General features: G+C 65.9%; 23 protein-coding genes, 1 tRNA gene and 1 pseudogene. 9 read left to right on the forward strand and 16 right to left on the reverse strand.

Features of this window, described 5'->3' with window-relative positions; genetic code table 11:
- Positions 1-100 precede the first annotated feature (100 nt).
- Positions 101-1,519, reverse strand: coding sequence for a PhoH family protein (locus GK109_RS03875; RefSeq protein WP_370460383.1), 1,419 nt, complete (start codon positions 1,517-1,519; stop codon positions 101-103).
- A gap of 239 nt (positions 1,520-1,758) precedes the next feature.
- Positions 1,759-2,520, reverse strand: a complete 762-nt coding sequence (locus GK109_RS03880; protein ID WP_321216230.1) for an isoprenyl transferase — start codon at positions 2,518-2,520, stop codon at positions 1,759-1,761.
- A 150-nt stretch (positions 2,521-2,670) separates the two neighbouring features.
- On the opposite strand from GK109_RS03880, the gene GK109_RS03885 reads away from it, so the two are divergent.
- Entirely contained in the window at positions 2,671-3,414 is a 744-nt protein-coding gene (locus GK109_RS03885; RefSeq protein ID WP_370460384.1) for a hemolysin III family protein, read from the forward strand.
- A 58-nt stretch (positions 3,415-3,472) separates the two neighbouring features.
- Here GK109_RS03885 and GK109_RS03890 read toward each other — a convergent pair whose 3' ends face one another.
- Together GK109_RS03890 and mca are read right to left on the reverse strand one after the other, a co-directional pair.
- Positions 3,473-3,817 carry a hypothetical protein gene (locus GK109_RS03890; protein ID WP_321215727.1) on the reverse strand — a complete coding sequence of 115 codons (345 nt, stop codon included), beginning with the start codon at positions 3,815-3,817 and terminating at the stop codon, positions 3,473-3,475.
- Positions 3,818-3,915: 98 nt separating this feature from the next.
- A complete protein-coding gene (mca, locus tag GK109_RS03895) occupies positions 3,916-4,821 on the reverse strand; it encodes a mycothiol conjugate amidase Mca (RefSeq protein ID WP_157238730.1) in 906 nt (301 codons plus the stop codon).
- A 123-nt stretch (positions 4,822-4,944) separates the two neighbouring features.
- On the opposite strand from mca, the gene GK109_RS03900 reads away from it, so the two are divergent.
- Both GK109_RS03900 and greA read left to right on the forward strand, forming a co-directional pair.
- Positions 4,945-5,397: a DUF4307 domain-containing protein gene (locus GK109_RS03900; RefSeq protein WP_370460385.1), complete on the forward strand. Its 453-nt coding sequence runs from the start codon at positions 4,945-4,947 to the stop codon at positions 5,395-5,397.
- A 192-nt stretch (positions 5,398-5,589) separates the two neighbouring features.
- Entirely contained in the window at positions 5,590-6,084 is a 495-nt protein-coding gene (greA, locus tag GK109_RS03905; RefSeq protein WP_321215725.1) for a transcription elongation factor GreA, read from the forward strand.
- Positions 6,085-6,154: 70 nt separating this feature from the next.
- Here greA and GK109_RS03910 read toward each other — a convergent pair whose 3' ends face one another.
- The 4 genes and pseudogenes from GK109_RS03910 to GK109_RS03925 all read right to left on the reverse strand — a co-directional run bounded on the left by GK109_RS03910 (position 6,155) and on the right by GK109_RS03925 (position 10,358).
- Positions 6,155-6,775, reverse strand: coding sequence for a rhomboid family intramembrane serine protease (locus GK109_RS03910; protein ID WP_157238733.1), 621 nt, complete (start codon positions 6,773-6,775; stop codon positions 6,155-6,157).
- An 8-nt stretch (positions 6,776-6,783) separates the two neighbouring features.
- Positions 6,784-8,021: pseudogene (ilvA, locus tag GK109_RS03915) on the reverse strand (threonine ammonia-lyase).
- Positions 8,022-8,024: 3 nt separating this feature from the next.
- Positions 8,025-9,359 (reverse strand): AI-2E family transporter, encoded by a 1,335-nt coding sequence (locus GK109_RS03920; protein ID WP_197432395.1) that lies wholly within the window; start codon positions 9,357-9,359, stop codon positions 8,025-8,027.
- A gap of 39 nt (positions 9,360-9,398) precedes the next feature.
- The gene (locus tag GK109_RS03925; protein ID WP_157238734.1) at positions 9,399-10,358 is read right to left on the reverse strand and encodes an aldose 1-epimerase family protein; all 960 of its coding nucleotides are present in this window, start codon (positions 10,356-10,358) and stop codon (positions 9,399-9,401) included.
- Between the two features lie 101 nt (positions 10,359-10,459).
- On the opposite strand from GK109_RS03925, the gene galT reads away from it, so the two are divergent.
- Complete coding sequence (gene galT / locus GK109_RS03930) at positions 10,460-11,614, forward strand: galactose-1-phosphate uridylyltransferase (RefSeq protein ID WP_157238735.1); 1,155 nt, start codon at positions 10,460-10,462, stop codon at positions 11,612-11,614.
- Positions 11,611-12,792 carry a galactokinase gene (gene galK / locus GK109_RS03935; protein WP_370460386.1) on the forward strand — a complete coding sequence of 394 codons (1,182 nt, stop codon included), beginning with the start codon at positions 11,611-11,613 and terminating at the stop codon, positions 12,790-12,792. The genes galT and galK overlap by 4 nt, the downstream gene beginning before the upstream one ends.
- Before the next feature lie 94 nt (positions 12,793-12,886).
- On the opposite strand, the gene GK109_RS03940 is transcribed toward galK, so the two are convergent.
- Positions 12,887-13,771: a Bax inhibitor-1/YccA family protein gene (locus GK109_RS03940; protein ID WP_157238736.1), complete on the reverse strand. Its 885-nt coding sequence runs from the start codon at positions 13,769-13,771 to the stop codon at positions 12,887-12,889.
- 360 nt (positions 13,772-14,131) lie between these two features.
- Between GK109_RS03940 and GK109_RS03945 the strand changes: the two genes are divergently transcribed.
- Genes GK109_RS03945 through GK109_RS03960 form a run of 4 tightly spaced genes read left to right on the forward strand, consistent with a single transcriptional unit; the run spans position 14,132 to position 18,230 of the window.
- Complete coding sequence (locus GK109_RS03945; RefSeq protein WP_157238737.1) at positions 14,132-15,415, forward strand: branched-chain amino acid ABC transporter permease; 1,284 nt, start codon at positions 14,132-14,134, stop codon at positions 15,413-15,415.
- A 9-nt stretch (positions 15,416-15,424) separates the two neighbouring features.
- Positions 15,425-16,393, forward strand: a complete 969-nt coding sequence (locus GK109_RS03950; protein ID WP_157238738.1) for a branched-chain amino acid ABC transporter permease — start codon at positions 15,425-15,427, stop codon at positions 16,391-16,393.
- Positions 16,390-17,460, forward strand: a complete 1,071-nt coding sequence (locus GK109_RS03955) for an ABC transporter ATP-binding protein (RefSeq protein WP_157238739.1) — start codon at positions 16,390-16,392, stop codon at positions 17,458-17,460. Before GK109_RS03950 ends, GK109_RS03955 begins: the two co-directional genes overlap by 4 nt.
- Positions 17,457-18,230: an ABC transporter ATP-binding protein gene (locus tag GK109_RS03960; protein ID WP_157238740.1), complete on the forward strand. Its 774-nt coding sequence runs from the start codon at positions 17,457-17,459 to the stop codon at positions 18,228-18,230. Before GK109_RS03955 ends, GK109_RS03960 begins: the two co-directional genes overlap by 4 nt.
- Before the next feature lie 65 nt (positions 18,231-18,295).
- Here GK109_RS03960 and GK109_RS03965 read toward each other — a convergent pair whose 3' ends face one another.
- The 7 genes from GK109_RS03965 to GK109_RS03995 all read right to left on the reverse strand — a co-directional run bounded on the left by GK109_RS03965 (position 18,296) and on the right by GK109_RS03995 (position 25,612).
- Positions 18,296-19,651 (reverse strand): ABC transporter substrate-binding protein, encoded by a 1,356-nt coding sequence (locus GK109_RS03965; protein WP_157238741.1) that lies wholly within the window; start codon positions 19,649-19,651, stop codon positions 18,296-18,298.
- 212 nt (positions 19,652-19,863) lie between these two features.
- Positions 19,864-19,937: transfer RNA gene (locus tag GK109_RS03970), tRNA-Leu, on the reverse strand.
- A gap of 20 nt (positions 19,938-19,957) precedes the next feature.
- Complete coding sequence (locus GK109_RS03975; protein ID WP_157238742.1) at positions 19,958-20,902, reverse strand: N-acetyltransferase; 945 nt, start codon at positions 20,900-20,902, stop codon at positions 19,958-19,960.
- Between the two features lie 145 nt (positions 20,903-21,047).
- Positions 21,048-22,547: an NAD(P)/FAD-dependent oxidoreductase gene (locus GK109_RS03980; protein ID WP_157238743.1), complete on the reverse strand. Its 1,500-nt coding sequence runs from the start codon at positions 22,545-22,547 to the stop codon at positions 21,048-21,050.
- 35 nt (positions 22,548-22,582) lie between these two features.
- Complete coding sequence (locus tag GK109_RS03985; RefSeq protein WP_157238744.1) at positions 22,583-23,992, reverse strand: S8 family serine peptidase; 1,410 nt, start codon at positions 23,990-23,992, stop codon at positions 22,583-22,585.
- A 4-nt stretch (positions 23,993-23,996) separates the two neighbouring features.
- Entirely contained in the window at positions 23,997-24,944 is a 948-nt protein-coding gene (locus tag GK109_RS03990; RefSeq protein WP_370460387.1) for an exopolyphosphatase, read from the reverse strand.
- Positions 24,941-25,612, reverse strand: coding sequence for a DUF501 domain-containing protein (locus GK109_RS03995; RefSeq protein WP_370460388.1), 672 nt, complete (start codon positions 25,610-25,612; stop codon positions 24,941-24,943). The genes GK109_RS03990 and GK109_RS03995 overlap by 4 nt, the downstream gene beginning before the upstream one ends.
- Between the last annotated feature and the right edge of the window lie 19 nt (positions 25,613-25,631).

A 25,631-nucleotide genomic window follows, 5' to 3' on the forward strand; every position in this document is an offset into this window, starting at 1 on the left:
AGGTCGCCCAGCGACCGTAGCGGCGCGCCGGGAGGTGTCTAAGCGACGGCGAAGGGCCGTGGCCCGCCGAACGGAACCACGGCCCTCCAGCCACCCCCGCTTAGCCTTCGAGGAGTTCGGTGACCAGGGCTGCGATCGGGGACCTTTCGGAGCGGGTCAGGGTGATGTGGCCGAAGAGCGGGTGTCCTTTCAGGGTTTCGACGACGGCGGCGATGCCGTCATGGCGTCCGACGCGGAGGTTGTCGCGCTGGGCGACGTCGTGGGTCAGCACGACCTTTGAGTTCTGGCCCATGCGGCTCATGACGGTGAGCAGGACGTTCTTCTCGAGGGACTGGGCTTCGTCAACGATCACGAAGGCGTCGTGGAGGGAGCGTCCGCGGATGTGGGTGAGCGGCATGACCTCGAGCATGCCGCGGTCCATGACCTCCTCCACTACTTCCTGGCTGACCAGTGCGCCGAGGGTGTCGAAAACCGCCTGCGCCCAAGGGTTCATTTTTTCGGATTCGGAGCCGGGCAGGTAGCCCAGTTCCTGGCCGCCCACCGCGTAGAGGGGCCGGAACACGATGACCTTGCGGTGCTCGCGGCGTTCCAGCACTGCTTCCAGGCCGGCGCACAAAGCAAGGGCGGACTTGCCGGTGCCTGCCCTGCCGCCGATGGAGACGATGCCGACGGCGGGATCCATCAGCAGGTCGATGGCCAGCCGCTGCTCCGCGGACCGTCCGTGGAGCCCGAACACGTCGCGGTCGCCTTTGACGAGCCGGACCTGCTTGTCTGCCCCCACCCTGCCCAGGGCGGAGCCGCGGTTGGAGAGCAGCACGAGTCCGGTGTTGACCGGCATCTCCGCGGCGGCGGGGATGAAGACGGGCTCGTGGCCGTACAGCGTGGAGATCTCCTGTTCGCCGACTTCCACTTCGGCGATGCCGGTCCAGCCTGAATCCTTCACCAGCTCGTTGCGGTATTCGTCGGCGGTGAGGCCCATGGCGGAAGCCTTGACGCGCATCGGAAGGTCCTTGGACACAACGGTGACGTTGCGGCCCTCGTTGGCGAGGTTCTTCGCCACGGCGAGGATCCGGCTGTCGTTGTCGCCGCTGCGGAATCCCAGCGGAAGGACCTCGGAGGAGATGTGGTTGAGCTCCACCATCAGGGAGCCGCCGTCGTCGCCGATGGGAATGGGCTGGTTGAGTCCGCCGTGTTTGACCCGAAGGTCGTCGAGCAGCCGGAGCGCCTTCCGGGCGAAGTAGCCAAGCTCGGGGTCGTGCCGTTTCGCTTCCAGTTCCGTGATGACTACCACCGGGACGATCACCTCGTGTTCCGCAAAGCGGAGCAGCGCACGGGGGTCGGAGAGCAGGACGGAGGTGTCGATGACGAAGGTGTTAATGGCGGATTCCCTTCCGGAGACAGCAAAACCGGCCGCGGCATCTTCTGCCGCACCGGTTTGTATGGTGGCTCGCATGGCGCGAGAGGTAGCTTTCTCTCCCTGGTCGGAAAGGACCTCGGGCAGTTGTTCAGAAGTAGCCACATCGACTCCAGCCCCGGGCACCAGCCCGGAATTGTTATTGGTGAGGCGGCTCGGCCACGAGGCCGGGTCCGGCCTCCCATACAACCGGTGCGATGTTTCGCTCCATGTACTGGCCTCCCCGATCAGCCGGCGGTTTTGCCTGCTGATGGATATAACGTAAATCCACGCCAACTAATTTCCGCAACCATTACGCGGCGATTCCTGTTGCGGGACTATGAACTCGTGATTAACCGGATGTGTCAGGAGCCGAAGCGGCGCTGCCGCCCCGCGTAGTCGCGCAGGGCCCGCAGGAAGTCCACCTTGCGGAATGCGGGCCACAGGGCCTCGCAGAAGTAGAACTCGCTGTAGGCGCTCTGCCACATCAGGAAGCCTGAGAGCCGCTGCTCCCCCGATGTGCGGATCACCAGGTCCGGGTCCGGCTGGCCGCGGGTGTACAGGAACCGGGAAATGTCGTCCACGCAGAGGTCGTCGGCCAGTTGGGAGATGTCCGCTCCCCTCGCCACGGCATCGTGGAGGAGTTCCCGCACCGCGTCGACGATCTCCCGCCGGCCGCCGTATCCCACGGCCACGTTGACATGGATCTTCTCCCTGACGGGAGTCCGCGCCGTCAGCTTGTTGAGCCGTTCTGCCAGGTAATCGGGCAGGAGCTCCGGGGCTCCCATCGCATGGACCGAGATGTTGGCGTCCTCGTCCAGGCGGTCCAGGGTGTTGGCGATGATGCCCATCAGCAGGTCCAGTTCCTCACTGGACCTGTTCATGTTGTCGGTGGACAGCATGTACAGGGTGACCACTTTGACCCCGAGCTCCTGGCACCAGCCAAGGAACTCGTGGATCTTGTCTGCGCCCGCCTGGTGGCCCTGGCTGGTGGGGGCATTGAACTGCTTCGCCCACCGGCGGTTCCCGTCCACCATCACGCCGATGTGCCGGGGTATCCGGTCACGCGGAAGGTCCTTGAGCAGCCTGCGCTCGTAGAAGCCGTAGAGGAACCCGGGCAACTCCACGCGCTCACTCACCTGACTTCCTTGCTGTACGTACTTGCACATCCTAGGCTACCGTCCGGAGCGGCCAGCACCTGCAGACGTGCTCCGGAAGGCCGTTCCGCACATAGCTACTCATCAGTAACTTACTGCGGCGTAGGTTATTCTGGGAGCATGAACAGCGACACCCCGGACGCCCCGCGGACGCCGCAGCGCAAGGAAAGCAGGGCGGAATCAGGCCACGAAACAAACGCTGTGGACGACGCCGCCGTCCGGCTGGCCGAACTCCTGATGATCAAGCCGAAATGGCGGGGCTGGATCCATACCGTTACGGCGCCGCTCGCCCTGGCGGCAGGAATCGTGCTGGTGCTTCTTGCCCCCACGACGGACCGCAAAATTACGTCCGCCGTCTACGCGGCAACGGGCGTCCTGCTGTTCGGAGTCAGCGCGGTGTACCACCGGGGCAACTGGTCGCCAAGGGTTAAGATCGTCCTCAAGCGGCTGGACCATACGAACATCATGCTGGTGATTGCCGGCAGCTACACGCCCCTGGCCTGGACCCTGCTGGAGCGCCCCCAGGCGGTCCTCCTGCTGTGGGTCATCTGGTCCGGGGCCATCCTCGGGGTGCTGTTCCGGCTTCTGTGGACGGATGCCCCGCGCTGGCTCTACGTACCCATCTACATAGCCCTGGGCTGCGGCGCCCTCGTTTACCTGCCGCAATTTTTCCAGGCCAGCATTCCATCGGCTGTCCTCATCTGCGTGGGCGGCATCCTGTACATCACCGGAGCCGTGTTCTATGCGCTGAAAAAACCGAACATCAGCTACCACCACTTCGGCTTCCACGAGCTGTTCCACGCCCTGACCGTGGTGGCCTTCGCGGCACACTTCACGGCCATAGCCATGGCGGTCCTCAGCTAGCGCGGCCGAACACCGCGGGCGAAAGGCTCCGCACTCCATGGGAAGCCGGTGCGGATGGTCAGTGCCGCTGGTCTCCCTGCACGGGCCCTGTCCCGCCGTCGGCCGTTCCCTGCACGGTGCCGGGCACCTGCCCGCCGGACGCATCCTGGGCGGCGTCCGCCGCCTCCACGTCCGCCGCGGCTGCGGCAGCAATGCGGTCCTCTTCCACCTGTGCCCGGTACCGCACGCGCCGGATGCGCCGGACCATGTCCACGATCAGCAGTGCGGTGGCAACCACGAAGAACGCCGTCATGATGAAGCCCAGCAGGCCGGGCGTCACCTGGTCCTCTGAAATGCCCTCACGCAGCGTGGGCGTGGGCAGGGGCGTGGGGGTGGTGGCCAGGCTGAGGAGCAGGTGATGCACGGTTGTATACCTTCTGTGGTGCGGGTGGCAGAAGCCGCGGCGGGACGGCGAGGCGCCGGACCCTATCTTCTACGCGACATAGAAATTGCCGGCTGCTTCTATCTTAGCCCCGCGAACAGATCCCGCTCGGGGAGCTCCGAGGGAACCCTGGAGTGAATCAGGGAGTAGTCCTCCCACGGCCAGGCCCGGCGCTGCATCTCGGGCGAGACGGCGAAAAAGAACCCCAACGGGTCCACCTGGGTCCTGTGGGCCCGGAGCGCGTCGTCGCGTACTTCGAAGAAGTCCCCGCAGTCCACCTGGGTAGTGGTGGGGTGGGTGGCGGGAGGCGGGGTATGGCCCTCCGCGTCCGCTTCGAGCCACGCTGCAAGCCGCTCGGCGTACGGAGACTGGAGGCCGGCCTCCTCCAGGGCAAAATGCAGTGCCCGGAAACGCTCCGGACTGAATGCCCTGTCGTAGTAGAGCTTGCTGGGTTCCCAGGGCTCGCCGGCGTCCGGATAGCGCGAACCGTCACCGGCGGACTCGAAGGCTTCCACTGCCACCCGGTGGGCCATGATGTGGTCCGGATGGGGGTATCCGCCGTTTTCGTCGTAGCTGAGGATGACATGCGGCTTGAAGGACCGGACCAGCCGCACCAGGGGCGCAGCCGCTTGGTGCAGGGGCAGGGTGGCGAAGGATCCGGCGGGAAGCGGCGGAAGCGGGTCGCCCTCGGGCAGGCCCGAGTCCACGAAGCCCAGCCACCGCTGCCTGATGCCCAGGATGGCCGCTGCCCGTTCCATTTCCAGGCGCCTGGCGCCGGCCATGTCCCGCTTGGGGTGCGGCTCCCCCTCAACTGCCGGGTTCTGGATGTCTCCCCGGGACCCGTCGGTGCACGTGGCCACCAGGACGTCCACGCCGGACGCGGCGTATTTGGCCATCGTCGCAGCGCCCTTGCTGGACTCATCGTCCGGATGGGCGTGGACCGCGAGCAGCCGTAGCGGCGCCGGGGAGGTGCTGGACGCTGTCATCGAGGGACGGCTCCTTATTCTTTTCTGCGGCCTGTGGGCGCTTGACGGATCACTTGGGCGGGCGGACGCTGGCCCGGGCTGGGACCAACAAGCGTCCGCCGGAAAGGGCACTAAACTGGTCTGGTGACTTCCCCGGACCAGCCGGCCCAATCCGCGCCCGCAAACACTAGCCTAGCCAATCGCTATGGTGCTAAAAAGCGCAGGCTGAAGCCAGGAGCCAGGCGCGCCGTCGGCGGTGCGGCGCTGGCCGCGGGAATCGGGTTCCTCGCCTGGGTTTCCACCTCCCAGTCGCTGTCCGACGTTTCGTTCAAGGACATTGGCTACAGCACCACGGACGCCACGCTTGCGGAAGTTGACTTCCAGGTGACGCGCGAGCCCGGAACCGCCGTCAAGTGCGCCGTCAAGGCACTGGACTCCAAGTTCGCGGTGGTGGGGTGGAAGGTTGTGGACATTCCGCCCGCACAGGCCGACGGAACAGCCGACGGCGGCCGCACAGTTGCGCAGAGGGTGCCCGTACGCACGGAGTCACTGTCCGTCTCCGGGGTGGTGGACAGCTGCTGGGCCGCTGACACATAAGTCCGGTGTTGCCTGGGGCCGGCGCCTGAAAAAGTGGCCGGAGCATGTGACGTGCGCCGCTTCGTTGTTGGGTTAACTCCAAGGGATTGACTACAATGAAGGCATACCTTTACCCCGCTGAGCTGGTTACTGTTCCACAAGTGGCCACCGTGGCGGGGTCTTTTGCATGTAGGACCACAAGAGGAGAAGTCCGTGTCTACCACCAACAGCGCAGCTGCAGCCTGGCTCACCCAGGAAGCTTTTGACCGCCTGAAGGCAGAGCTGGACCACCTTTCCGGCGCTGGCCGGGCAGAGATCGTCCAGAAGATTGAAGCGGCCCGGCAGGAGGGTGACCTCAAGGAGAACGGCGGCTACCACGCAGCCAAGGAGGAGCAGGGCAAGATCGAGGCCCGCATCCGCCAGCTGACCGCGCTGCTCCGTGACGCCCACGTCGGCGCGGCTCCCGCGGACGACGGGATCGTGGAGCCCGGCATGATCGTCGTTGCCAGGATCGCGGGCGACGAAGAGACTTTCCTGCTCGGTTCCCGCGAAATCGCCGGTGATTCCGATCTTGACGTGTTCAGCGAGAAGTCACCCCTGGGGGCAGCCATTCTTGGACACAAGGAAGGCGAAACCCTGAGCTACACGGCTCCCAACGGCAAGGACATCAAGGTGGAGATCCTCTCCGCCAAGCCTTACGCTGCATAGCCGTCCATATCCTGGAAACGCCGGCCGTCCCGAAAGGGGCGGCCGGCGTTTCCCGTTAAGCGGCAGGAACCTAGATCGCCGGACCCATGGCCTGGCTGCGGCGGCGAAGCAGGAGGGCGGCCACCACTCCCCCGGCCGCCCCGCCGAGGTGCGCCTGCCATGAGATGTAGCCTGCCACGATGGGCAGGACCCCCAGCAGTATGCTCCCGTACCCCATGAAGAGGACCACGGCCAGGAGGATCTGCCGCCAGCTGCGGTTTATGAATCCCCGGACCAGGAGAAAGGCAAACAGGCCGAACACCAGGCCTGACGCTCCCACCGTGATGCCGCCGTCGCCAATCAGCCACACGGTGAGGCCGGATCCCAGCCAGCTGAAGGCCAGGGCAGTCAGGAATACCCGGAGCCCCGAAAGGAACACCAGGAAGCCAAAGATGACCAGGGGCAGGCTGTTGGACAGGAGATGGTTCAGGTTGGCGTGCAGGAGCGGGAAAGTGAAGATGTCCAGCAGCCCGTCGGCGGTCCTGGGCCGGAGTCCGAACGTCGCGTTGAGCGAGCGCAGCATCACCATGTTGAACAGTTCGATGACGAAGAGGAACACCACGAAGCTGCCCAGCACGAGCAGCCCGCCCTTGGCCCGGGCGGCGACTGTCCGCCGCTGCCCGAGGCTCCCGTTTCCCGCCAGTCCGGCCATGGGGCGTCCTAGTGCACCACGATGGGCTGGAAGCCCTCGGCACGCAGGGCGCTGAGCACCTGTTCCCCGTGCTCGTGGCCCTTGGTTTCAAGGTTCACCGTGATGGACACGTCCCCATGCTGATGGCGCCACCCACGCGGGTGTGGTCCAGGCCGGTGACGTTGGCATCGTTCTCGGCGATGATCCTGGCGATGGTGGCCAGCGAACCGGGCCGGTCATCGAGCATCATGCGGACCGTCATGTAGCGCCCAGCCGCGGAGAGGCCCCGCTGGATGACCTTGAGCATGAGCATGGGGTCGATGTTGCCGCCGGACAGGACCGCGACCGTGGTTCCCGGGTTCTCGATCTTGCCGTCCATCAGCGCTGCCACGCCAACTGCACCCGCGGGCTCCACCACCATCTTGGCGCGCTCCAGCAGGAAGATCAGTGCGCGGGCCAGCGAGTCTTCACTGACCGTCACCACGTCATCGACGAGCTCACGGATGATGCTGAAGGGGAGCTGCCCGGGCCGGCCGACGGCGATGCCGTCAGCCATGGTGGAGACCTTCTTCAGGGGCACCAGGGCATCCGCGGCGAGGGAGGGAGGATAGGCGGCGGCGTTTTCGGCCTGGACCCCGATGATGCGGATGTTCCGCCCGAGCTCCTTGGCCCTGGCCTTGACAGCGACGGCGACCCCGGCCAGGAGCCCTCCGCCGCCGACGCCCATGAGGATGGTGTCCACGTTGGGAACCTGCTCGAGGATTTCCAGGCCCAGCGTGCCCTGGCCCGCCACCACGTCCACGTTGTCGAAGGGGTGGACAAAAACGGTTCCCGTCTCGTTGCTGTAGCGCTGGGCCTCGGCGAGCGCCTCGTCAACGTTGTGGCCGTGGAGGATCACCTCGGCGCCGTGGCTGCGGGTGGCCGCCAGCTTAGGCAGCGCCACGCCCAGCGGCATGTAGATGCGGGCTTTGATTCCCAGGCTCTTGGCGGCAACGGCCACGCCTTGGGCATGGTTGCCGGCAGAAGCAGCCACCACTCCGCGCTTCTTTTCCTCGGGGGAAAGCCGCGCCATGCGCACGTACGCGCCGCGGACCTTGAACGATCCGGCCCGCTGGAGGTTTTCGCACTTGAAGAAGACATCCCCGCCCACCATGGTTCCAAGGGCGCGGGATGATTCCACCGGCGTCCGCGCAATAATCCCGTCGAGCAGCTTCTGCGCCTCCAGGACATCGTCCAGCGTGACGGGAAGGGTTTCGAGGATGTTCACGGACTATTCTCCTTTGGGTTCGGCCCCGGCGCCCCGTTCCGCAGCGGGAGGGGCATCAGGTTGTTCTGCTTTCGTGCCGGCGGCGGCGCCCTTGCCGCGGCTGAGTACTGCCGGCGGCTGGACGTCCCGGATGGTGTTGTCCACTCCGGCGCCCGCCGTCAAAGGCTCTCCGGCGAATGCCGGCACTTGTTCATGTTCCCACGTTCTGGCGGCGATGTAGCGAATGGCAGTGTTTGCGACGGCGAGGATGGGCACCGAAAAGAGCGCGCCCGGAATGCCGGCAAGGTAGGATCCCGCTGCCACCGAGAGGATCACTGCCACCGGGTGCAGTGCCACGGCCTTGCCCATGACGAGCGGTTGGAGGATGTGGCTTTCCAACTGCTGGACGAGCAGGACGATGCCGAGCATGATCAGGGCGTTGATGGGGCCGTTGGCCACCAGTGCCAGCAGGACCGCGATGGCGCCGGTCACGAGGGCGCCGACGATCGGGATGAACGAACCGATGAAAACGAGCACGCTCAAGGGAAGCGCCAGGGGGACGCCGATAATGGCGGCGCCCACTCCGATCCCTACCGCGTCAACGAAGGCCACAAACATCTGGATGCGGGCGTAGCTGACCATTGATGCCCAACCCTTGCGCCCGGCACCGAACGTTGCTGCCCTGGCCTTCCTGGGGAGCAAGCGGACCAGGAACGCCCAGATCCGGTCCCCCTCCAGGAGGAAGAAAATCAGGATGAACAGCGCCAGGATAAGACCGGCAGCAAAGTGCCCCGCCGTGCTGCCGAAGGACAGGGCCCCGCTGACAATGCTGCTGGTGTTGTTTTGCAGGGCGGTGGTGGCTTCCCTCAGGTACTGGTCCATCTGGTCTGCCGTGACATGGAGCGGCCCGTCAGCCAGCCAGTCCTGGATCTGCTTGACCCCGGCGAGCGCCTCGGACCAGAGCTCCCCGAAACCGGCGACCAGTTGCCTGCCCACCAGCGCCAGGGATCCTGCGATCAGGCCGATGAAGCCCAGCACGGTGACGGCCACAGCCAGCCCGGACGGCAGCCTGTTTTTCTTGAGCCATCGCACCACCGGGCTCAGGAGCCCGGCGAGCAAGGCAGCCACCATGACCGGAATGATAAGGAAGCTGATCCTGCTCAGCAGCCAGACCAGCGCACCTCCCACCAGGAGGATCAGTCCCAGGCGCCAGGCCCAGGACGCCGCGATCCGCACGCCGTAGGGTATGTCGCGGTCCAGTTCACGGTCCGCAAGGACCCGCAGGGGCTGGTTCAATGCAGGCAGTTGCTGGCTTGGGGAAGGGCTGGGGGAGGTAACGGCATCCTCTGCTGGCGTCATAGCACAATACTTCCCCAGCCGGGGCTTATTCGGAAACCGCTACCCTTCGCTGCCCGGAGTGTAGTCAATCCCCCATTCGATGGTGAAGGACTCACCCGGGTTCAGCCAGCGCAGGCCGTCCCCGGAGTTGAAGGCGTTGGCCGGTCCGGTCATGGGTTCAACGGCCACCGCGCGGCTGCGCCCCGGATACTCGGTGCTGACGAAGACGTGGACGTATTGGCAGGCTTCGTCCTGCCAGAGGCTCACGTTCCTGCCGTCCTTCCCCGCGAGCGTGTGGCGGGCTTTCCCTGCTTCGAAGTGCAGGCCTGTCAGCGCGACGTCCACGGCGAGGGCCGCGATGTTCTGCCCGGCCCGGAAATCGGTCTCGCCCTGGACGGCTGCCGTGCTGCGCGGGATGAGGCGCTCGTCAGCCACCAGGCGCGTGTCGGCAGCAACGGTCAGCACCAGGTCCTCGACGGGCGTGTCACCCAGCCGCAGGTAAGGGTGGGCGCCCAGGACGAAGGGTGCCGGCTCCCTGGCATCGTTGAGCAGGGTCTGGCGGACCACCAGCCCCAGCTCATCCCCGAGCTGGTACTGCACGCGGTGCCGCGCCAGGAAGGGGTACCCGTGCTGCGGAAAGATGGTGGCCTCCAAGGTAACCGAGTGCTCTGACTCGTCCACAAGGGCATAGGCGGAATTGCGGAGCAGCCCGTGGCTGGCGTTGTTCCTGGCCACCTCGGTGATGTCCAGCTGCTGCTTTTTCCCGTTCAGGAACCACTTGCCGTCCTCCACGCGGTTGGCCCACGGCGCCAACGTAATGCCGGCAGCGCCGGGTGCGATCTGGTCGTCACCGTAGGTTTCCGTCAGGAGCGTTCCTCCCCTGCTGAAAGACCGCAGGCCGGCGGCAAGTTCGGTGACCACGGCCAGGGCATCGCCGCGGCGGAGCTCATACTGCCTGCCGGTGGCATAGCTCCGCAGGCCAGGCTCGCTGTTGGATTCATGGGGATAGCTGGAAGTCATGGGCAACACCGTACCCCGGCCGGACACGTGCCCGCAGCAGGGTCGATGTTAGATTTTGTTGCTAACTATTCTTTTTTGATCGAACGTGTCACACTTTTTTCATGACAGCTATCACGAGCACCACGCTCTCCGACGGCAGGGAGCTCATCTATTTCGATGACGCCGGGACTCCCAAGCCGCGAGCCGCCGAATTCACCACCGACCACCGGGGACTTCCCCCGAGGGGGGAACCGGGCGAGGTCCGCTACGACGCACTGACGGATGAGTGGGTTGCCGTCGCCGCGCACCGGCAGACCCGAACGCACCTCCCGCCGGCGGACCAGTGCCCGATCTGCCCCACCACCCCCGGCAACCCCTCTGAAATCCCGGCTTCGGACTACGACGTGGTGGTGTTTGAAAACCGTTTCCCCTCACTGGGCCCCGCGCTGGGCCCGATACCGGGCGAGGCATCGTGGGGTACCAAGGGTCCCGCGTACGGACGCTGCGAGGTAGTGGCGTTCACCCCCGCCCACACCGGATCATTCAGCGAACTGGGCGAAGAGCGGTCCCGTACCGTCATAGAGGCCTGGGCGCAGCGAACGCAGGCCCTGAGCGAGCTGCCCGGAATCAAGCAGGTCTTCCCCTTCGAAAACCGTGGGGCGGACATTGGAGTAACGCTCCACCACCCCCACGGACAAATCTACGCCTACCCTTACATCACCCCCCGCGCGGGCGTCCTCGGCGCCGCAGCACGAAGGTTCTACGATGCCCAGGGCGGCGGCGACACCCTCACCGGCTCACTGCTGCGTTCCGAGCGGGATGACGGAAGCAGGATGGTCCTGGAAGGGGAGAACTTCAGCGCGTATGTTCCCTTTGCCGCCCGCTGGCCGCTCGAAATCCACCTGGTGCCCCACCGCCAGGTCCCGGACCTCGCGGCGCTGAGCGGCGAGGAGAAGGACGAACTCGCGTGCGTCTACCTCGATCTGCTCCGGCGGGTGGACGGCCTCTACCCCACGCCAACCCCGTACATTTCGGCCTGGCACCAGGCTCCCCTGGATCCGGTCCTGCGGCCCGCCGGCTACCTCCACCTCCAGCTGACCTCCCCGCGGAGGGCGGCCGATAAGCTGAAGTACCTGGCCGGATCGGAGGCGGCCATGGGCGCTTTCATCAATGACACCACCCCGGAAAGCGTCGCGGAGCGGCTGCGCGCGGTGACCCTTCCGCTTTCCACCACCCCCGCCGCCGCAGCGGCCGCACCCGAAGGAGCGCACGCGTGAACCTCGCACCGGATCCCCTGGCCACGGGCGCGCCGACCCAGGACCTTGCAGCACGGTTTTCGCGGGAGTTCGGCGGCGCTCCGGACGGAATCTGGCAAGCGCCGGGCCGCGTAAACCTGATCGGCGAGCACACGGACTACAACGAGGGTTTCGTCCTGCCCTTCGCCATCGACCGCACCGCCCGGGTGGCCGTCAGGGTCCGCCCCGATTCCTCCGTGCGCCTGCTCTCCACCTACGGCGACCAAGGCATGGTAAGCACCACGCTGGATTCCCTGGAGCCGGGCTCCGCCAAAGGATGGACCAAATACCCGCTCGGCGTGATGTGGGCCCTGCAACAGCGAGGCATCGCTGTCCCGGGCGTTGACCTGCTGCTGGACTCGGATGTCCCCCTCGGAGCCGGACTGTCCTCCTCCCACGCGATTGAATGTGCGGTCATCTCGGCACTGAACGATCTGACCGGGGCCGGGCTCGAAGCCCGGGAAATGGTGCTTGCCACACAGCGTGCCGAGAATGAGTTCGTCGGCGCTCCCACAGGGATCATGGACCAGTCCGCCTCGCTCCGCGGTTCGGAAGGCCACGCGGTCTTCCTCGACTGCCGCGACCAGAACGTGCGCCTGGTTCCCTTCGAGACAGGGCCGGCGGACCTGGTGATGCTCGTGATCGACACCAAGGTCTCGCACTCGCATGCCGACGGCGGCTACGCCTCCCGGCGGGCATCCTGCGAACTCGGCGCGGAGGTGCTGGGGGTCAAGGCGCTCCGTGACGTGCAGGTGGGCGATCTGGAGGAAGCCAGCGGCCTCCTGGATGACGTGACGTTCCGGCGCGTCCGCCACGTGGTCACGGAAAACGATCGGGTACTCCAGACCGTGGAGCTCCTGGCAAGCCAAGGGCCAGCGGCCATTGGTCCCCTGCTGGATGCCAGCCACACGTCCATGCGGGACGACTTCGAGATCTCCTGCCCCGAGCTGGACCTGGCAGTGGACGCTTCCCGCGCCGGCGGCGCCATCGGTGCACGGATGACCGGGGGCGGATTCGGCGGGGCGGCCATAGCGCTCACCCCGGTGGCCCTGGAACAAAAGGTGCGTGACGCCGTCGCCACTGCTTTCGCGGATGCCGGCTTCAAGGCGCCGGACATCTTCGCAGTCTCGCCCGCGGCGGGAGCCCGGCGGATCGCCTAGCGCCGGCCCCAGTACGGTTAACTGCTGAGGGCCCCACCATACGGTGGGGCCCTCAGCTATTGGGAAGGTCCGACGGCGGTTGCCGCCTTGTGCGCTACTCTTCCCCGCGCAGGATGGACAGCAGGCGGATGATCTCCACGTAGAGCCATACCAGCGTGACCGTCAGGCCGAATGCGGCCGTCCAGGAGAAGCGCTGGGGAGCGCCGTTGCGGACGCCCTCCTCGATGCTGGTGAAGTCCATGACCAGGGAGAATGCCGCGAGGCCGATGGCCAGGATGCCGATGGCGACGCCGATGATGCCGCTGCGCAGCCCGAAGGGTTCCGATGTCAGGCCGGTCATCATCATGACGAGGTTCACGACGGAGAAGAGGGCGTAGCCAACCAAAGCGATCATGAAGAACTTCATGGCCTTCGGGGTGGCGCGCACCTTGCCGCTCTTGAACAGGAGCAGCGTCACCGTGAACACGGACAGCGTGCCGAGCACAGCCTGAAGCCCCACTCCCGGGTACATGGTGTCCAGGACCCGGGTGAGGCCGCCGAGGAAGAGGCCTTCAAGGCCTGCGTAGGCAAGAATCAGTGCCGGCGACGGCTGCTTCTTGAAAGTGTTGACCAGGGCAAGCACGAAGCCGCCCAGCGCGCCAACGATCATCAGGAGCGAAGCCAGGCCCATGCTGACGAACATTGTCACCGCGGCACCGGCGAGCAGCACTCCGAGGCAGGCGGCGGTCTTGACGATGACGTCGTCGAAGGTCATCCTGCCGGTGTCCGCCGGGCCCGCAGCGGGCTGGCTGTACATCTGCTGCAGCTGCTCAGTGGTCATGTTCTGTGGCTGGCCGTATGCCTGCTGGCCGTAGGGTGCCTGCCCGTACGGCTGCTGGCCATAGGGCGCGTGTCCGTAGGGAGCCTGCGGGACAGGCGGTGCCTGGGTGGCTCCACGGAAGCTTTTTCCGTTGAAGATCGGGTTGCCGCCAAGTGCCATTGCTGGATTCCTCCATAGGGATGTGTTGAAACCTTAAGGTTTACGGTACCAATTCTCACGTAATTGCACCCGTGAAAGTTCCCCGCCCCCGTCATGACGGCGGAGTTGTTATCCGATCGCTACCATCGGCGCCTGAACCTCGGCATTTCCCGCAACATCCGCGCTGTACCATAAGCCAAGCAGGGTGACGGAACTCACACACGTGCGGTGCCGCGCCAGATTGGCACCATCCCCTCCCTGCATCCGTTCGCAACGGCTGCAAAGGCGCAGCCGAGACCGCCCCCCAAGTGGAGGTTTTTCAATTTGAGAAGTACACCCCAAGGCCGGCCGGCCGGAGGACGCCGTGGGTTGCTGAGGTTAATGGGAGCCGTAAGCGCCTCCATCCTGGCAATCCTTCTCGCGGCAGCACCGGCATCGCAGGCCACTTCCCCGGCTCCGACACCATCCCCGTCGAACCAGACATTCCAAAACAACATCAGTGGATTTCTCCGCGATGACACCCGCGCACCCCTGGCGGATGTGACCATCACGGCCAAGAAGGACGGCTTCACCGGTACGGCCAAATCGTCCGCGAACGGATCCTGGAACATCGGCGTCCCCGATCAGGGCACGTACACGGTGGAACTGGACGAATCGACCCTTCCCGAGGGCATCAAACTGGCTGATGGCCAGGAGAATCCGCGCCAGGTGACCTTCAGCCAGACCTCAAACCTGTCTGTGATCTTCGCCTTCGGCAAGGGCATCGTGGTGCAGCAGCAGGACTTCGGCCAAAACCTGCTCAACCGCCTCGTGGCCGGCCTGAGCTTCGGCCTTCTCCTTGCCCTCGCCTCAGTTGGCCTGTCCCTGATTTTCGGCACCACCGGGCTCACCAACTTCGCCCACGGCGAGATGGTCACCCTTGGAGCGGTGCTGGTGTTTGCCTTTAACGCCATCGGTCTTCCCTTCTGGCTGGCCCTGATCCTGTCCCTGTTGGGCGGTGGCCTGTTCGGATATGCCCAGGACCGGGGCCTGTGGCGGCCGCTGCGCCGGCGCGGCACCGGCCTGGTGCCCATGATGATCGTCAGCATCGGACTTGCACTTGCCGTCCGGTACGTCATCCAGTTCTACTTCGGCGGCGCCACCCAGCAGCTGCCGTTCGCCCAGAGCCCCGAAATCCAGCTGGGCCCGGTTTCCATCTCGCCCAACAACCTCTGGTCCCTCGGGATCAGCGCGGTAGTGATCGCCCTGATCGGCATCGTGCTGCTGAAGACCAGGCTGGGCAAGGCAACCCGTGCGGTAGCCGACAACCCTGCCCTTGCGGCCGCCTCGGGCATCGACGTCGACTCCGTCATCCGGATCGTCTGGATCACCGGCGGCATGCTGGCCTCCCTGGGTGGCATCCTCTGGGCCTACTACCGTCCCGGCGTCACCTTCGACATGGGCTCGGCCATCCTCCTGCTGATCTTCGCCGGCGTCACCCTGGGCGGCCTCGGCACGGTCTTCGGCGCCCTGATCGGTTCCGTCATCGTGGGCATCTTCGTGGAGCTGACCACCGTGTTCGGCCTTGCCGCGGACCTTAAGTACGTGGGTGCCCTGTTCATCATGATCGTTGTCCTATTGTTCCGGCCGCAGGGAATCCTGGGCCGGCGCGAGCGCGTGGGTTAGGAGACAGCCATGGATTTTGGATTCATTCTTGCCAGCGCTGCAAGTGAAATTTTCAGCCCGACGACGGCCGCATACGCCCTGGCCGCGCTCGGCCTCGCCGTGCACTTCGGCTACTCCGGCCTGCTGAACTTCGGCCAGGCCGGCTTCATGGCGGTGGGAGCCTACGGCTTCGCCATCTCCACCCTCACCTTCGGTGTCCCGTTCTTCGTGGGACTGCTGATCGCCATCATTGCCTCCGCAATTTTTGCGCTGCTTCTCGGCATTCCCACCCTGCGGCTCCGGGCAGACTACCTCGCCATCGTGACCATTGCAGCGGCGGAAATCGTCCGGTACATCGTGACCACCAACCAGCTCACCTCGGTGACCGGATCGGCCAACGGGCTGGCGGCCTTCGAAGGCGGGTTCTACGCAATGAACCCGTTCCCTGAGGGCTCCTATTTCGGCATGAACAACCGCGACTTCTTCATCCGCGTGGTGGGCTGGGCACTGGTGGCCCTCTGCTGCACCCTGGTGTGGCTGCTGATGCGCAGCCCCTGGGGACGCGTCCTCAAGGGCATCCGCGAAGACGAGAACGCGGTCCGGTCCCTGGGCAAGAACGTCTATGCCTACAAGATGCAGGCACTCATTATCGGCGGCGTCCTTGGCGCACTCGCCGGCATGATCTTCACCCTCCCCCGCGGAGCGGTGCAGCCGGCCAACTACGGCACTGAGCTGACGTTCTTCCTCTATACCTGCCTCCTGCTGGGAGGCCTGGGCACCGTGCTCGGACCGGTCATCGGCGCGATGATCTTCTGGGTCGTGCTGTCACTGACCCAAGGCATCCTCTACGGCCTGATCGAGTCAGGGGCCATCACGTGGCTGAACACGGTCCAGGCCGGCCAGCTGCGCTACATCCTGGTTGGCGTCGCCCTGATGCTGCTGATGATCTTCAGGCCCCAGGGCGTCTTTGGAAACAAGAAGGAGCTGGCGTTCGCATGAGCATGCACAGCGAAGAACCCACACCGGCCGGTACGGGCGAGTTGGACTACATGACCGACACCCGGCCCATCGCGGCCGGAGAAGTGGGGCCCGGCTGCAAAAAGCGCGACCCCATCGTGGTGGCGGAAAACGTGACCCGCAGCTTCGGCGGCATCAATGCGGTGGACGTCGAGTACCTCGAAATCCCCCGCCACAAGATCACGGCGCTCATCGGCCCCAACGGCGCAGGCAAGACCACCCTCTTCAACCTGCTCACCGGCTTTGACACACCCAATACCGGTAAGTGGCAGTTCGAAGGCAAGAGCCTCGCCGGAGTGTCTCCCTACAAGGTGGCGCGGATGGGCATGGTGCGCACCTTCCAGCTCACCAAGGTCATGGGCAAGCTGACCGTGATGGAAAACATGCGCCTCGGTGCGGCAAACCAGCCCGGCGAGCGGCTGTCCAAGGCGCTGTTCAAAGGCATGTGGGGCGGCCGGGAGAAACAAATCACCGGCGAAGCCGACGTGCTGCTGGAGAAGTTCAAGCTCGACGCCAAGAAGGACGACTACGCGGCGTCGCTGTCCGGCGGCCAGCGCAAGCTCCTGGAGATGGCCAGGTCCCTCATGGTGCGGCCCAAGCTGGTGATGCTTGACGAACCCATGGCAGGCGTCAACCCGGCCCTGACACAGTCGCTGCTGGACCACATCAAGAACCTCAAAGCCGAAGGCATGACAGTCCTGTTCGTGGAACACGACATGCATATGGTCCGCCACATCGCAGACTGGGTTGTGGTCATGGCCGAGGGAAAGGTGGTCGCGGAAGGCCCGCCCGGCGAAGTGATGAAGAACCCTGCCGTCATCGACGCCTACCTGGGTGCACACCACGACGTCGACCTCGGTGACTCCGAAGGCCTCAAGGAGCTTGCAGCCGAACTGGTTGCGGACGAGGAATCGATCGTCGGAACGGAAAATGCGGGCATCATCTCGCTCGACGTTGTGGCCAAGGAGGCGGACGAGGACCGCCCGGGCGGGGCCCGGGGCCGCCACGGCAGCACGGACACAGGCAACACAGGGAAGGACAGCCAATGAGCAGCACCAGCGCGGCACCGGCCGCACACCCGGTCATTGACGGGGATTCGGTGGTCAAGGTCACCGACCTTGTGGCGGGATACCTGCCGGGAGTCAATATCCTCAACGGCTGCAGCATCGAGGCCCGCAAAGGCGAACTGATCGGCATCATCGGCCCCAACGGCGCCGGCAAGTCCACCCTCCTGAAGGCGATGTTCGGCCTGGTGAAGGTCCATTCGGGCACGGTGGTGGTCCGCGGCCAGGACATCACCGGGCTGAAGGCTAACAAGCTGGTGTCCCGCGGGGTGGGCTTCGTCCCGCAAACCAACAATGTGTTCGCCACGCTGACCATCGAGGAAAACCTGCAGATGGGCATGTTCCAGCGGCCCAAGGATTTCGCCGAACGGTTCGACTTCGTGGCCGGCCTGTTCCCGGAACTGGGCAAGCGGCGCGCGCAGCGGGCCGGCTCGCTCTCCGGCGGCGAACGCCAGATGGTGGCCATGGGCCGTGCCCTGATGATGGACCCGGCCGTGCTGCTGCTTGATGAGCCCTCCGCGGGCCTCTCCCCCGTCAAACAGGACGAGACCTTCCTGCGCGTCCATGAGATCAACCGCGCAGGGGTCTCGGTGATCATGGTGGAACAGAACGCCCGGCGCTGCCTGCAGATCTGCGACCGCGCCTACGTCCTGGACCAGGGCCGGGACGCCTACACCGGCACCGGCCGCGAGCTGATGAAGGACCCCAAAGTCATCCAGCTCTACCTCGGGACGCTGGCCGACACCGTCGAATAGCACCACCGCGCAAAGGAGCCCCCGTCCTCTTGGACGGGGGCTCCTTTGTGTATCAGGCGGGGCTGTTAGAGCTTGCCGAACTCTTCCTTGACTGCCTTGTACTTGTTGTCATCCTGGTACTCGTAGATGCCGATGTAGGCTTCCGTCGGGTCACCGGCGTCAGAGAACGTCACCGGGCCGGACTGGCCGTCATAGTCCGCATCCTTGCCCGCACGGATCAGCGTGACGCAGGAGGCGTAGGACGTGCACTTCTCGCCGCCTTGAGAGACTTCCTTGAGCTTGGCTGCAATATCCACGCCCTTGGTGCTCTTCGCCGACTCGGCTGCCAGCGCGATCAGGTTGACGGCATCGTAGGATTCACCGGCGTAGCTGTAGTCCTTCAGGGCGGGGTCGATGGCCAGCAACTTCTTCTTGAAGTTCTCCTGGGCGAAGGTGCCCGGGATGGTGCCCCGCGCGCCCTTCAGGGTGCCCGCCTGGAAGTCCTTGCTGTAGTCGGAGGTGTTGCCGTCCACCAGGAACATCTGGGTGGGCTTGACGCCCTTGCCCGTCATCAGCGGGACGATGCTCTTGGCCTGGTCAAAGGTGATCAGGGCGATGGCGTCCGGCTTGGCGGCAATGACCTTGTCCACCTGGCTGCTGAACTGGGTATCGCCCTCATTGAAGAGCTCCTCCGCCACAACCTGGCCGCCGGCCGATTCAAAGGCCGACTTGATGTTCTTGGCCAGCCCGGTTCCGTACGCGTCATTGAGGACGATCATGCCCACGGTCTGGGCGCCGCAGGTGGCCATGTAGTTGCCGAGCACCTTGCCCTGGAGAACGTCGGAAGGCGCTGTACGCCAGTACAGGCCCTTGTCATCCCACGTGGTGAAGTCCGGGGAGGTGTTGGCCGGTGAGAACTGGATGACACCGGCGCCGGTGATCTGGTTGATGACCGTCTTGGATACACCTGAGGACGCTGCACCGATGATGGCACTGACCCCCTGGCCCAGCAACGCGGACGTGGACTGCGTGGCGATGTCGGTCTTGGTGTCACCGGAGTCGCGGTGGATTACTTCGACCGGCTTGCCCAGGACGCCGCCCGCCTTGTTGACTTCCTCGATGCCAAGGTTGACGCCGGCGATTTCGGGCGGGCCGAGGAAGGCCAGCGAGCCGGTGGTGGGAAGGAGCGAGCCAATCCGCAGCGGGGTTTCAGTAGTGGCGGTTGACGGCGGCACCGAGGGGGTGTCGGCAGCCTGGCTGGCGGCCGCGCCTCCGCCGCCCTCAGCTGCCGGACACGCGATTCCTGCCGCAGATCCGGTGGCGGAAGATTCGGTTGCCGTGGGTGTGGACGAACCGCCGCATGCCGTTGCCATGAAGGCAACGCCGATGCCAAGCGCTGTCAGCTTGGCAACACGGGTTCCCGCCTGGGGGAATAAAGTCATTTACGAGCTCCTCGATCTAAAGGTGCGAACGGCCTTTGACACGAAAAAACCAGGTGTTCCTGATTTAGTTTCAAGCTAATGCATATACACGGGGAAGATAAGTGACTGAGGTCACATCCTTATAACAGTAGTTGCATATGTGGAATTAAACGCCGGAAGCCGCCCGCTGCGTGCGGACGGCTTCCGTTTCTTGGGCCTTTGGCCTGCTTTTGTACCCCAGGTGGGACTCGAACCCACAACACGCGGATTTTAAGTCCGCTGCCTCTGCCAATTGGGCTACTGGGGCGCCCGGTCAATGGTATCCCGTCAGACGAGCCTGAACGGTTCGGCGTACCGGAAGGTGCCGTGGACTCCACCCGGCCAGAGCGCGAGCGGCAGCAGCTGGAAGTGGTCTCCCCACGATTCCTCGGGCGGCAGGACCCCCAGCGACGTGGCGGGGACAAAACCAAACCGGGAGTAATACGCGGGGCTGCCAAGGAGGGCGATGCCGCTCTCCCCGGCAGCGTTCGCCCGGCTGATTGTCTCCTTCATGAGCGCCGAACCGATACCGTGCCGCTGGAGCCGCGGCGTGACCCCGAGGGGACCCAGGCCCAGCAGCGGGTGGTCGCCCACCCAGCCCCGGGTGCTGATGACGTGGCCCACCACTTTGCCGTCCTGGACCGCCACCACACTGAACTCCGGCAGGTACTCCTCCGACCCGAAAAGCCCGCGCAGTACCCGCACCTCCGCCGGCTCACCCTCCACGGGCAACTCCGTGACCGGCGAGACGGCGAAGGCATCAGCCGTGAGGGCCAGGATCGCTTCCCGGTCCTCCGGCGTTTCGTCGCGCAGCACCAGCTCCGACGGCGGCGCCTGCCGGCTCCGCGCGGAAAGATCGGCAAGGACCTCCAGGGCCCGGGGCGCATCCGCCACCGGCACCAGCAGGTGGTCATGGTGGAAGCCGGCCAGCACGTTGCAGCTGATCGTTGCCTCGGTGAGCGCTTTGCTGACGGCGGCGGTGAGGCCTACAGCCTCCAGGGCGGAATGCACCTGCAGGGTGATCCACGCACCCACGAAGTCGTAGGGCAGGCCTTCCCTGTCCGCCACCGCCCGGGGCAGCACCACCGTCAGGCCTTCCGCCTCGCGGACTGCCGCCTCGATGCCCTCCACCAGCGCCCTCCCGTAGGGCCACAGCACGTAGACGTATTCGCCGTCGCGCTGTACCGGATGCATCCCGGCCAACAGTGCCTCGAGGTTTTTTTCGCCAGTCATGGTGCCAGTCTAGAAGCCGGGCAACGCCGTCGGCGGGAAGTGCGGCCGGCCCGGACACATCCTGCGGGGCCCACGCAAACGGCGGCTGCCCCCTGGAAGGGGACAGCCGCCGTCGGACGTTGCAGCGCAGGGCGCGGCGCAGGCGCTATTTGGCCTTGGCCGAAACGGTTTCCTTGGCTTCGGCAGCGGCAGGTGCCGTCGCCGTGGAACCGGATCCGGCGGGCACAGCGGCGGGCTCCGGAGCGGGTGCCGGAGCCGGCGCAGCCGCCGGCTTGGGTGCCGGGGCGGCTGCTGCCACGAAGGCGCCCCGGGGGTTGTCCAGGTCCATGAGCTGGGTGGTGTCGCGGCCGGCAAAGAAGGCGATGACCCAGTTCAGGATCACGCGGAACTTGCGCTCGAACGTGGGCATGGCGAGGCCGTGGTAGCCACGGTGCGCAAGCCACGCGAGGCCGCCCTTGAGGCCGATGCTGCCAACCAGGTTGATGTTGGCGACGCCCTTCCACTCACCGAAGCCGGCTACAGCGCCCAGGTTCTTGTGCTTGTAGTCCTTGAGCGGCTTGTCCCAGCGGGAAGCCCACAGGTTCTTGGCGAGGCGCTTGGCCTGGCGGAGGGCGTGCTGGGCGTTGGGGACGCAGGTGCCGTCCGGGAGGCCCTTGCCGGTGAGGTCCGGAACAGCCGCGACGTCGCCGGCGGCCCAGGCGTTCTCGATGATGCCTTCGTCACCGGCGATGCGGAGGTCCGGCAGGACGCGGACGCGGCCGCGGGGCTCGAGCGGGAAATCGGTGGAGCGGACCATGGGGTTGGCCTGCACGCCGGCGGTCCACACGAGGGTGTCCGCTTCGAACTCCTGGGCCGGGGACTTGTCCGGAAGGTTGATGAGCTTGAGGGTGCCTTCGGCACTGTCCAGCGAGGTGTTCAGGAGCACCTCGATGCCGCGGCTGCGGAGGTGCTCCACAACCCACTCAGCCTGCTTGGCGGTGACCTCGGGCATGATCCGGCCCATGGCCTCAACCAGGACGAAGCGGACTTCCTCCTGCTTGATGCGCGGGTTGTTCCGGACGGCGGCCCGGGCGAGGTCCTCCATCTCGGTGATGCATTCGATGCCGGCAAAGCCGCCGCCGACCACCACGAAGGTGAGGGCCTTGGCGCGGGCAGCGGGATCGGTCATGGTGGAGGCCAGTTCGATGCGCTCCAGGACCTTGTTGCGGAGGGCAACCGCTTCCTCGATGGTCTTCAGGCCGATGCCCTTGTCCGCGAGTCCCTTGATGGGGAACGTACGCGTGATGGCGCCGGCCGCCAGGACGACGTCGAAGTACGGAACCTCGAAGGGAGCCCCGCCGTCGGCGGGAGCCACAACCGCGGTGCGGTTCTCGTGGTCGATCGAGGTAACGCGGCCCTGGATCAGTTCGGTCTGCTGGAGGTGCTTGCGGTGGGAGACCACAGCGTGGCGGGCCTCGATGTTTCCGCCGGCTACCTCAGGGAGGAAGGGCTGGTAGGTCATGTAGGGCAGTGGATCCACGAGGGTGACGATGCCACCGGCATTCGCGATCTTCTTCTGCAGTTTGAGTGCTACGTACAGGCCGACGTACCCGCCGCCGACGACGAGTACCCTGGGACGGTCCTGGAGCTCTGGGGTGGTTGCCATGGGTTTAAGAATACAACAGTTTGTGAAAATCTTCACTAACTGGGAGTTCGGCCCGTAATCTCAGGTTTTCCGCGGGATTCCACCCTTTGGACAGCCCCCGTTTCCGCTTCTTCACTGAGCAGGGCGGGGTTCCTGGCGGCCCGGCGCAGCTGGACCGCGGCGGCCGCGATGATCGCCACGAACAGCACGGCAAAGCCAATGACGACGGCGGCGCCGATGGCACTGTCACGCTTCGAGGGCGCCTCAGCTGCAGGCACCGTTGCTTCGGGCAGCGTGGGGACTGCGCTGGGAACGTCGGTGGTGGGCAGCGGCGCGGGAGAAGCCAGGTTTCCCCTGCGGTGGACCCTGATCCATTCGGCGATGGACCCCAGCGGGTTGCCGGTGACTTCCGGGACATCGTCCTTCAGCGCCGCCTCGGCGTTCAGCACGCCAAAGCCGTACAGCGGATCCTTCCCTGGCGCCCCGGCATCCTTGGCCGTGGACACAATCCTGTTGATCACCTGCTCTGCGCTCATGGCCGGCCACTTGGAGCGGATCAGTGCCGCCACGCCGGAAACAATGGGGGCACTGCCGGACGTTCCGGCCCATTCGGCGTAGCCACCGCCCGGAAGGCCGCCCAGCAGGTTCTCCGCCGGGGCGGCCACGCCGATACTGATGCCCTGGGAGGAGGCGTCAACGCTGGCCACGCCTTTGCGGTCCAGGCCGGCGACCGTGAGGACGCCGGGGATGGTGGCCGGAGCCCCCACCTGGATGTTGCCGCCCACCCGGTTTCCGGCAGCCGCAACGATGACCACGTCCTTCTGCTCGGCGTAAAGGAACGCCGCATCCCAGCTCTGGGGCCACTGCGGAGTAGTGCTGCCGAGCGAGATATTGATGACCTTTGCCCCGTTGTCCACCGCCCAGCGGACAGCTTCCGGGATCTGGTCCTGGTCGCTCTTGCCGGAGGGGTTGGTGGAACCCAGCCACGTGGAGACGGAGAGGAGCTGCGCCTCGGGTGCCACGCCTACGATTCCTTCCGGGGGCAGGCCGGCCGGGCCGGGCGCCGGGCTGGGGCTGGCACTGGCCGGCTGGTGTCCGCGTCCGGCAAGCATCGTGGCCACCAGGGTGCCGTGTTCCGGCTTCACGCCCACGCTTTTCTGTCCGTCCGGCTGGCCCGAGCCGGAGGCGTCGTAGCCGCCGATCACGGCGCCCTTCAGGTCAGGGTGCTGCGCGTCAATGCCGCTGTCGATGATGGCCACCTTGACCCCCGCACCCTTGGAAACTTCCCAGGCCTTGGTGATGCCGGACTCAGGAAGCCAGTACTGCTTGTCCCGCCATTCGTCCGCGTGCGCTGCGGGAGCGGCGAAAAGGCCGGTACCCAGGCAGCAGGCAGCCAGGAGCAGGGCAAGCAGCGCTGCGGCGGCACGGCGAAGCGGGGGCGTTGCCCGTGGAATGAAGTAGTGCATCCGTTCAGCCGATGCTCAGGGCGATGCCGTCGAGGATGTCGTGCTCACTGGCGGTAGCTGTGGCGACGCGGCCGCCGGTCAGCTCCCCCAGCTGTTCCAGGATGCGCCGCCACACCAGCCCTCCGGCACCGATCACGTCGACCCGCCCGGGGTGCATGTAGGGCAGCGCGGCCCGCTCCGACCTGGTCATCTCCAGAAGGCCGGTGGAGGCCGCCCGGACGGTTTCCAGGGGCAGTTCGGTGCCGTGGATTGCAGCCGGCGAGTACTCGGCCAGTCCGAGCGCGTGTGCGGTGATGGTGGTGATGGACCCGGCAACACCGACGACGGCGGTGGCGCGTTCCAGCGGCACGTCGCGGCGGGCGCGGGCGATGACTGCGTCCACGTCCGCTTCGGCGTCCGCTATCTGTTGGGCAGTGGGGGGATCGTCCTGGAGGTGCCGCTCAGTAAGGCGGACGCAACCGATATCCACGGACTTTGCGGCCGTGACCCCGGCAGCCGTACCCAGGACGAACTCGGTGCTGCCGCCGCCCAGGTCCACCACCAGCACCTCGTGCCCGTCCAGGATGGGCAGCACGCTGCTGGCTCCGGCGAAGGACAAGGCGGCTTCCTCGTCGCCGGAGATCACTTCGGGCTCCACGCCAAGCAGGTCGCGGATCCCGTCCACGAAGACCTGCCGGTTGCGTGCGTCGCGGCTGGCCGAGGTTGCAACAAAACGGACCCTGGCGGCGCCGTGGTCGCGGATGAGCGCAGCATAGTCAGCGGTTGCCGCAAACGTGCGCTCCAGCGCCTCCGGTGCCAGCTCGCCCGTTGCGTCCACCCCCTGGCCCAGCCGCACCACGCGCATTTCCCGCACCACGTCCTTGAGCGAGGTGGTGCCGTTGGTCCGTTCAACGTCGGCAATCAGGAGGCGGATGGAGTTGGTGCCGCAGTCAATGGCCGCAACGCGTGTCACTCCGCGGCTCCAGCCGTGTCGGCGGATTTCCGCACCGGGGCCGGCCGGCCCACGATGTCCGGCAAACCCTGCGGCCCGTGGCGGCTCAGGTCCCTGGACGGTGCCTCGCCCGTGGTGTCCCAGGCGCCGTCGCAGTAGCACCTGTCCGCGGTCCACCATTCGGTGATGCCGGCCAGCGCCTGGTCCCCGAGCGGGTTGACCCCGGGCCCGGCGGCCAGGGAGTGCCCCACCAGGACGTGCAGGCATTTGACGCGCGTGGGCATGCCTCCGGCGGAGATACCGTCAATCTCGGGGACAGCCCCGATGCCGGACCGCTCCCCGATGGCGTCGCGGGCCGCGAGGTAGTCTTCGTGTGCTGCGCGGTAGGCCGCGGACAGTTCTTCATCACCGGCCAGCTGCTCATTCATCTCGTTCATGACGCCTGCGGCTTCGAGCCGCGACACCGCTGAGGTGATGACCGGGTGTGTCAGGTAAAAGGTGGTGGGAAACGGAGTCCCGTTGCTGAGCCGGGGAGCCGTGGCGGCCACGAGCGGATTGCCGCAGACGCAGCGGGCAGGAATTTCCACCACATCACGGATCGGCCGTCCCAGCTGGCGGCTCAGGACTTCAAGATCGTGCGCTGATGGTTGGCGGGATTCGTCCCGGGCGGCTGCCGTGTTGTGTTCCACTGTGGCGGGCCGTCCTTCC

Source organism: Pseudarthrobacter sp. GA104 (genome assembly GCF_009741265.1).
Taxonomy (GTDB): Bacteria; Actinomycetota; Actinomycetes; order Actinomycetales; family Micrococcaceae; genus Arthrobacter.

Bases quoted from the DNA above. Each gene is read 5' to 3' on its own strand.
- GK109_RS03965 (WP_157238741.1), bottom strand. From the start codon at position 19,651: ATGACTTTATTCCCCCAGGCGGGAACCCGTGTTGCCAAGCTGACAGCG.
- GK109_RS03920 (WP_197432395.1), bottom strand. From the start codon at position 9,359: ATGACGCCAGCAGAGGATGCCGTTACCTCCCCCAGCCCTTCCCCAAGC.
- GK109_RS03885 (WP_370460384.1), top strand. From the start codon at position 2,671: ATGAACAGCGACACCCCGGACGCCCCGCGGACGCCGCAGCGCAAGGAA.
- GK109_RS03980 (WP_157238743.1), bottom strand. From the start codon at position 22,547: ATGGCAACCACCCCAGAGCTCCAGGACCGTCCCAGGGTACTCGTCGTC.
- mca (WP_157238730.1), bottom strand. From the start codon at position 4,821: ATGACAGCGTCCAGCACCTCCCCGGCGCCGCTACGGCTGCTCGCGGTC.
- GK109_RS03985 (WP_157238744.1), bottom strand. From the start codon at position 23,992: ATGCACTACTTCATTCCACGGGCAACGCCCCCGCTTCGCCGTGCCGCC.
- GK109_RS03940 (WP_157238736.1), bottom strand. From the start codon at position 13,771: ATGGCACTTGGCGGCAACCCGATCTTCAACGGAAAAAGCTTCCGTGGA.
- GK109_RS03975 (WP_157238742.1), bottom strand. From the start codon at position 20,902: ATGACTGGCGAAAAAAACCTCGAGGCACTGTTGGCCGGGATGCATCCG.
- galT (WP_157238735.1), top strand. From the start codon at position 10,460: ATGACAGCTATCACGAGCACCACGCTCTCCGACGGCAGGGAGCTCATC.
- GK109_RS03925 (WP_157238734.1), bottom strand. From the start codon at position 10,358: ATGACTTCCAGCTATCCCCATGAATCCAACAGCGAGCCTGGCCTGCGG.
- GK109_RS03950 (WP_157238738.1), top strand. From the start codon at position 15,425: ATGGATTTTGGATTCATTCTTGCCAGCGCTGCAAGTGAAATTTTCAGC.
- GK109_RS03955 (WP_157238739.1), top strand. From the start codon at position 16,390: ATGAGCATGCACAGCGAAGAACCCACACCGGCCGGTACGGGCGAGTTG.
- GK109_RS03960 (WP_157238740.1), top strand. From the start codon at position 17,457: ATGAGCAGCACCAGCGCGGCACCGGCCGCACACCCGGTCATTGACGGG.
- GK109_RS03910 (WP_157238733.1), bottom strand. From the start codon at position 6,775: ATGGCCGGACTGGCGGGAAACGGGAGCCTCGGGCAGCGGCGGACAGTC.
- GK109_RS03945 (WP_157238737.1), top strand. From the start codon at position 14,132: ATGGGAGCCGTAAGCGCCTCCATCCTGGCAATCCTTCTCGCGGCAGCA.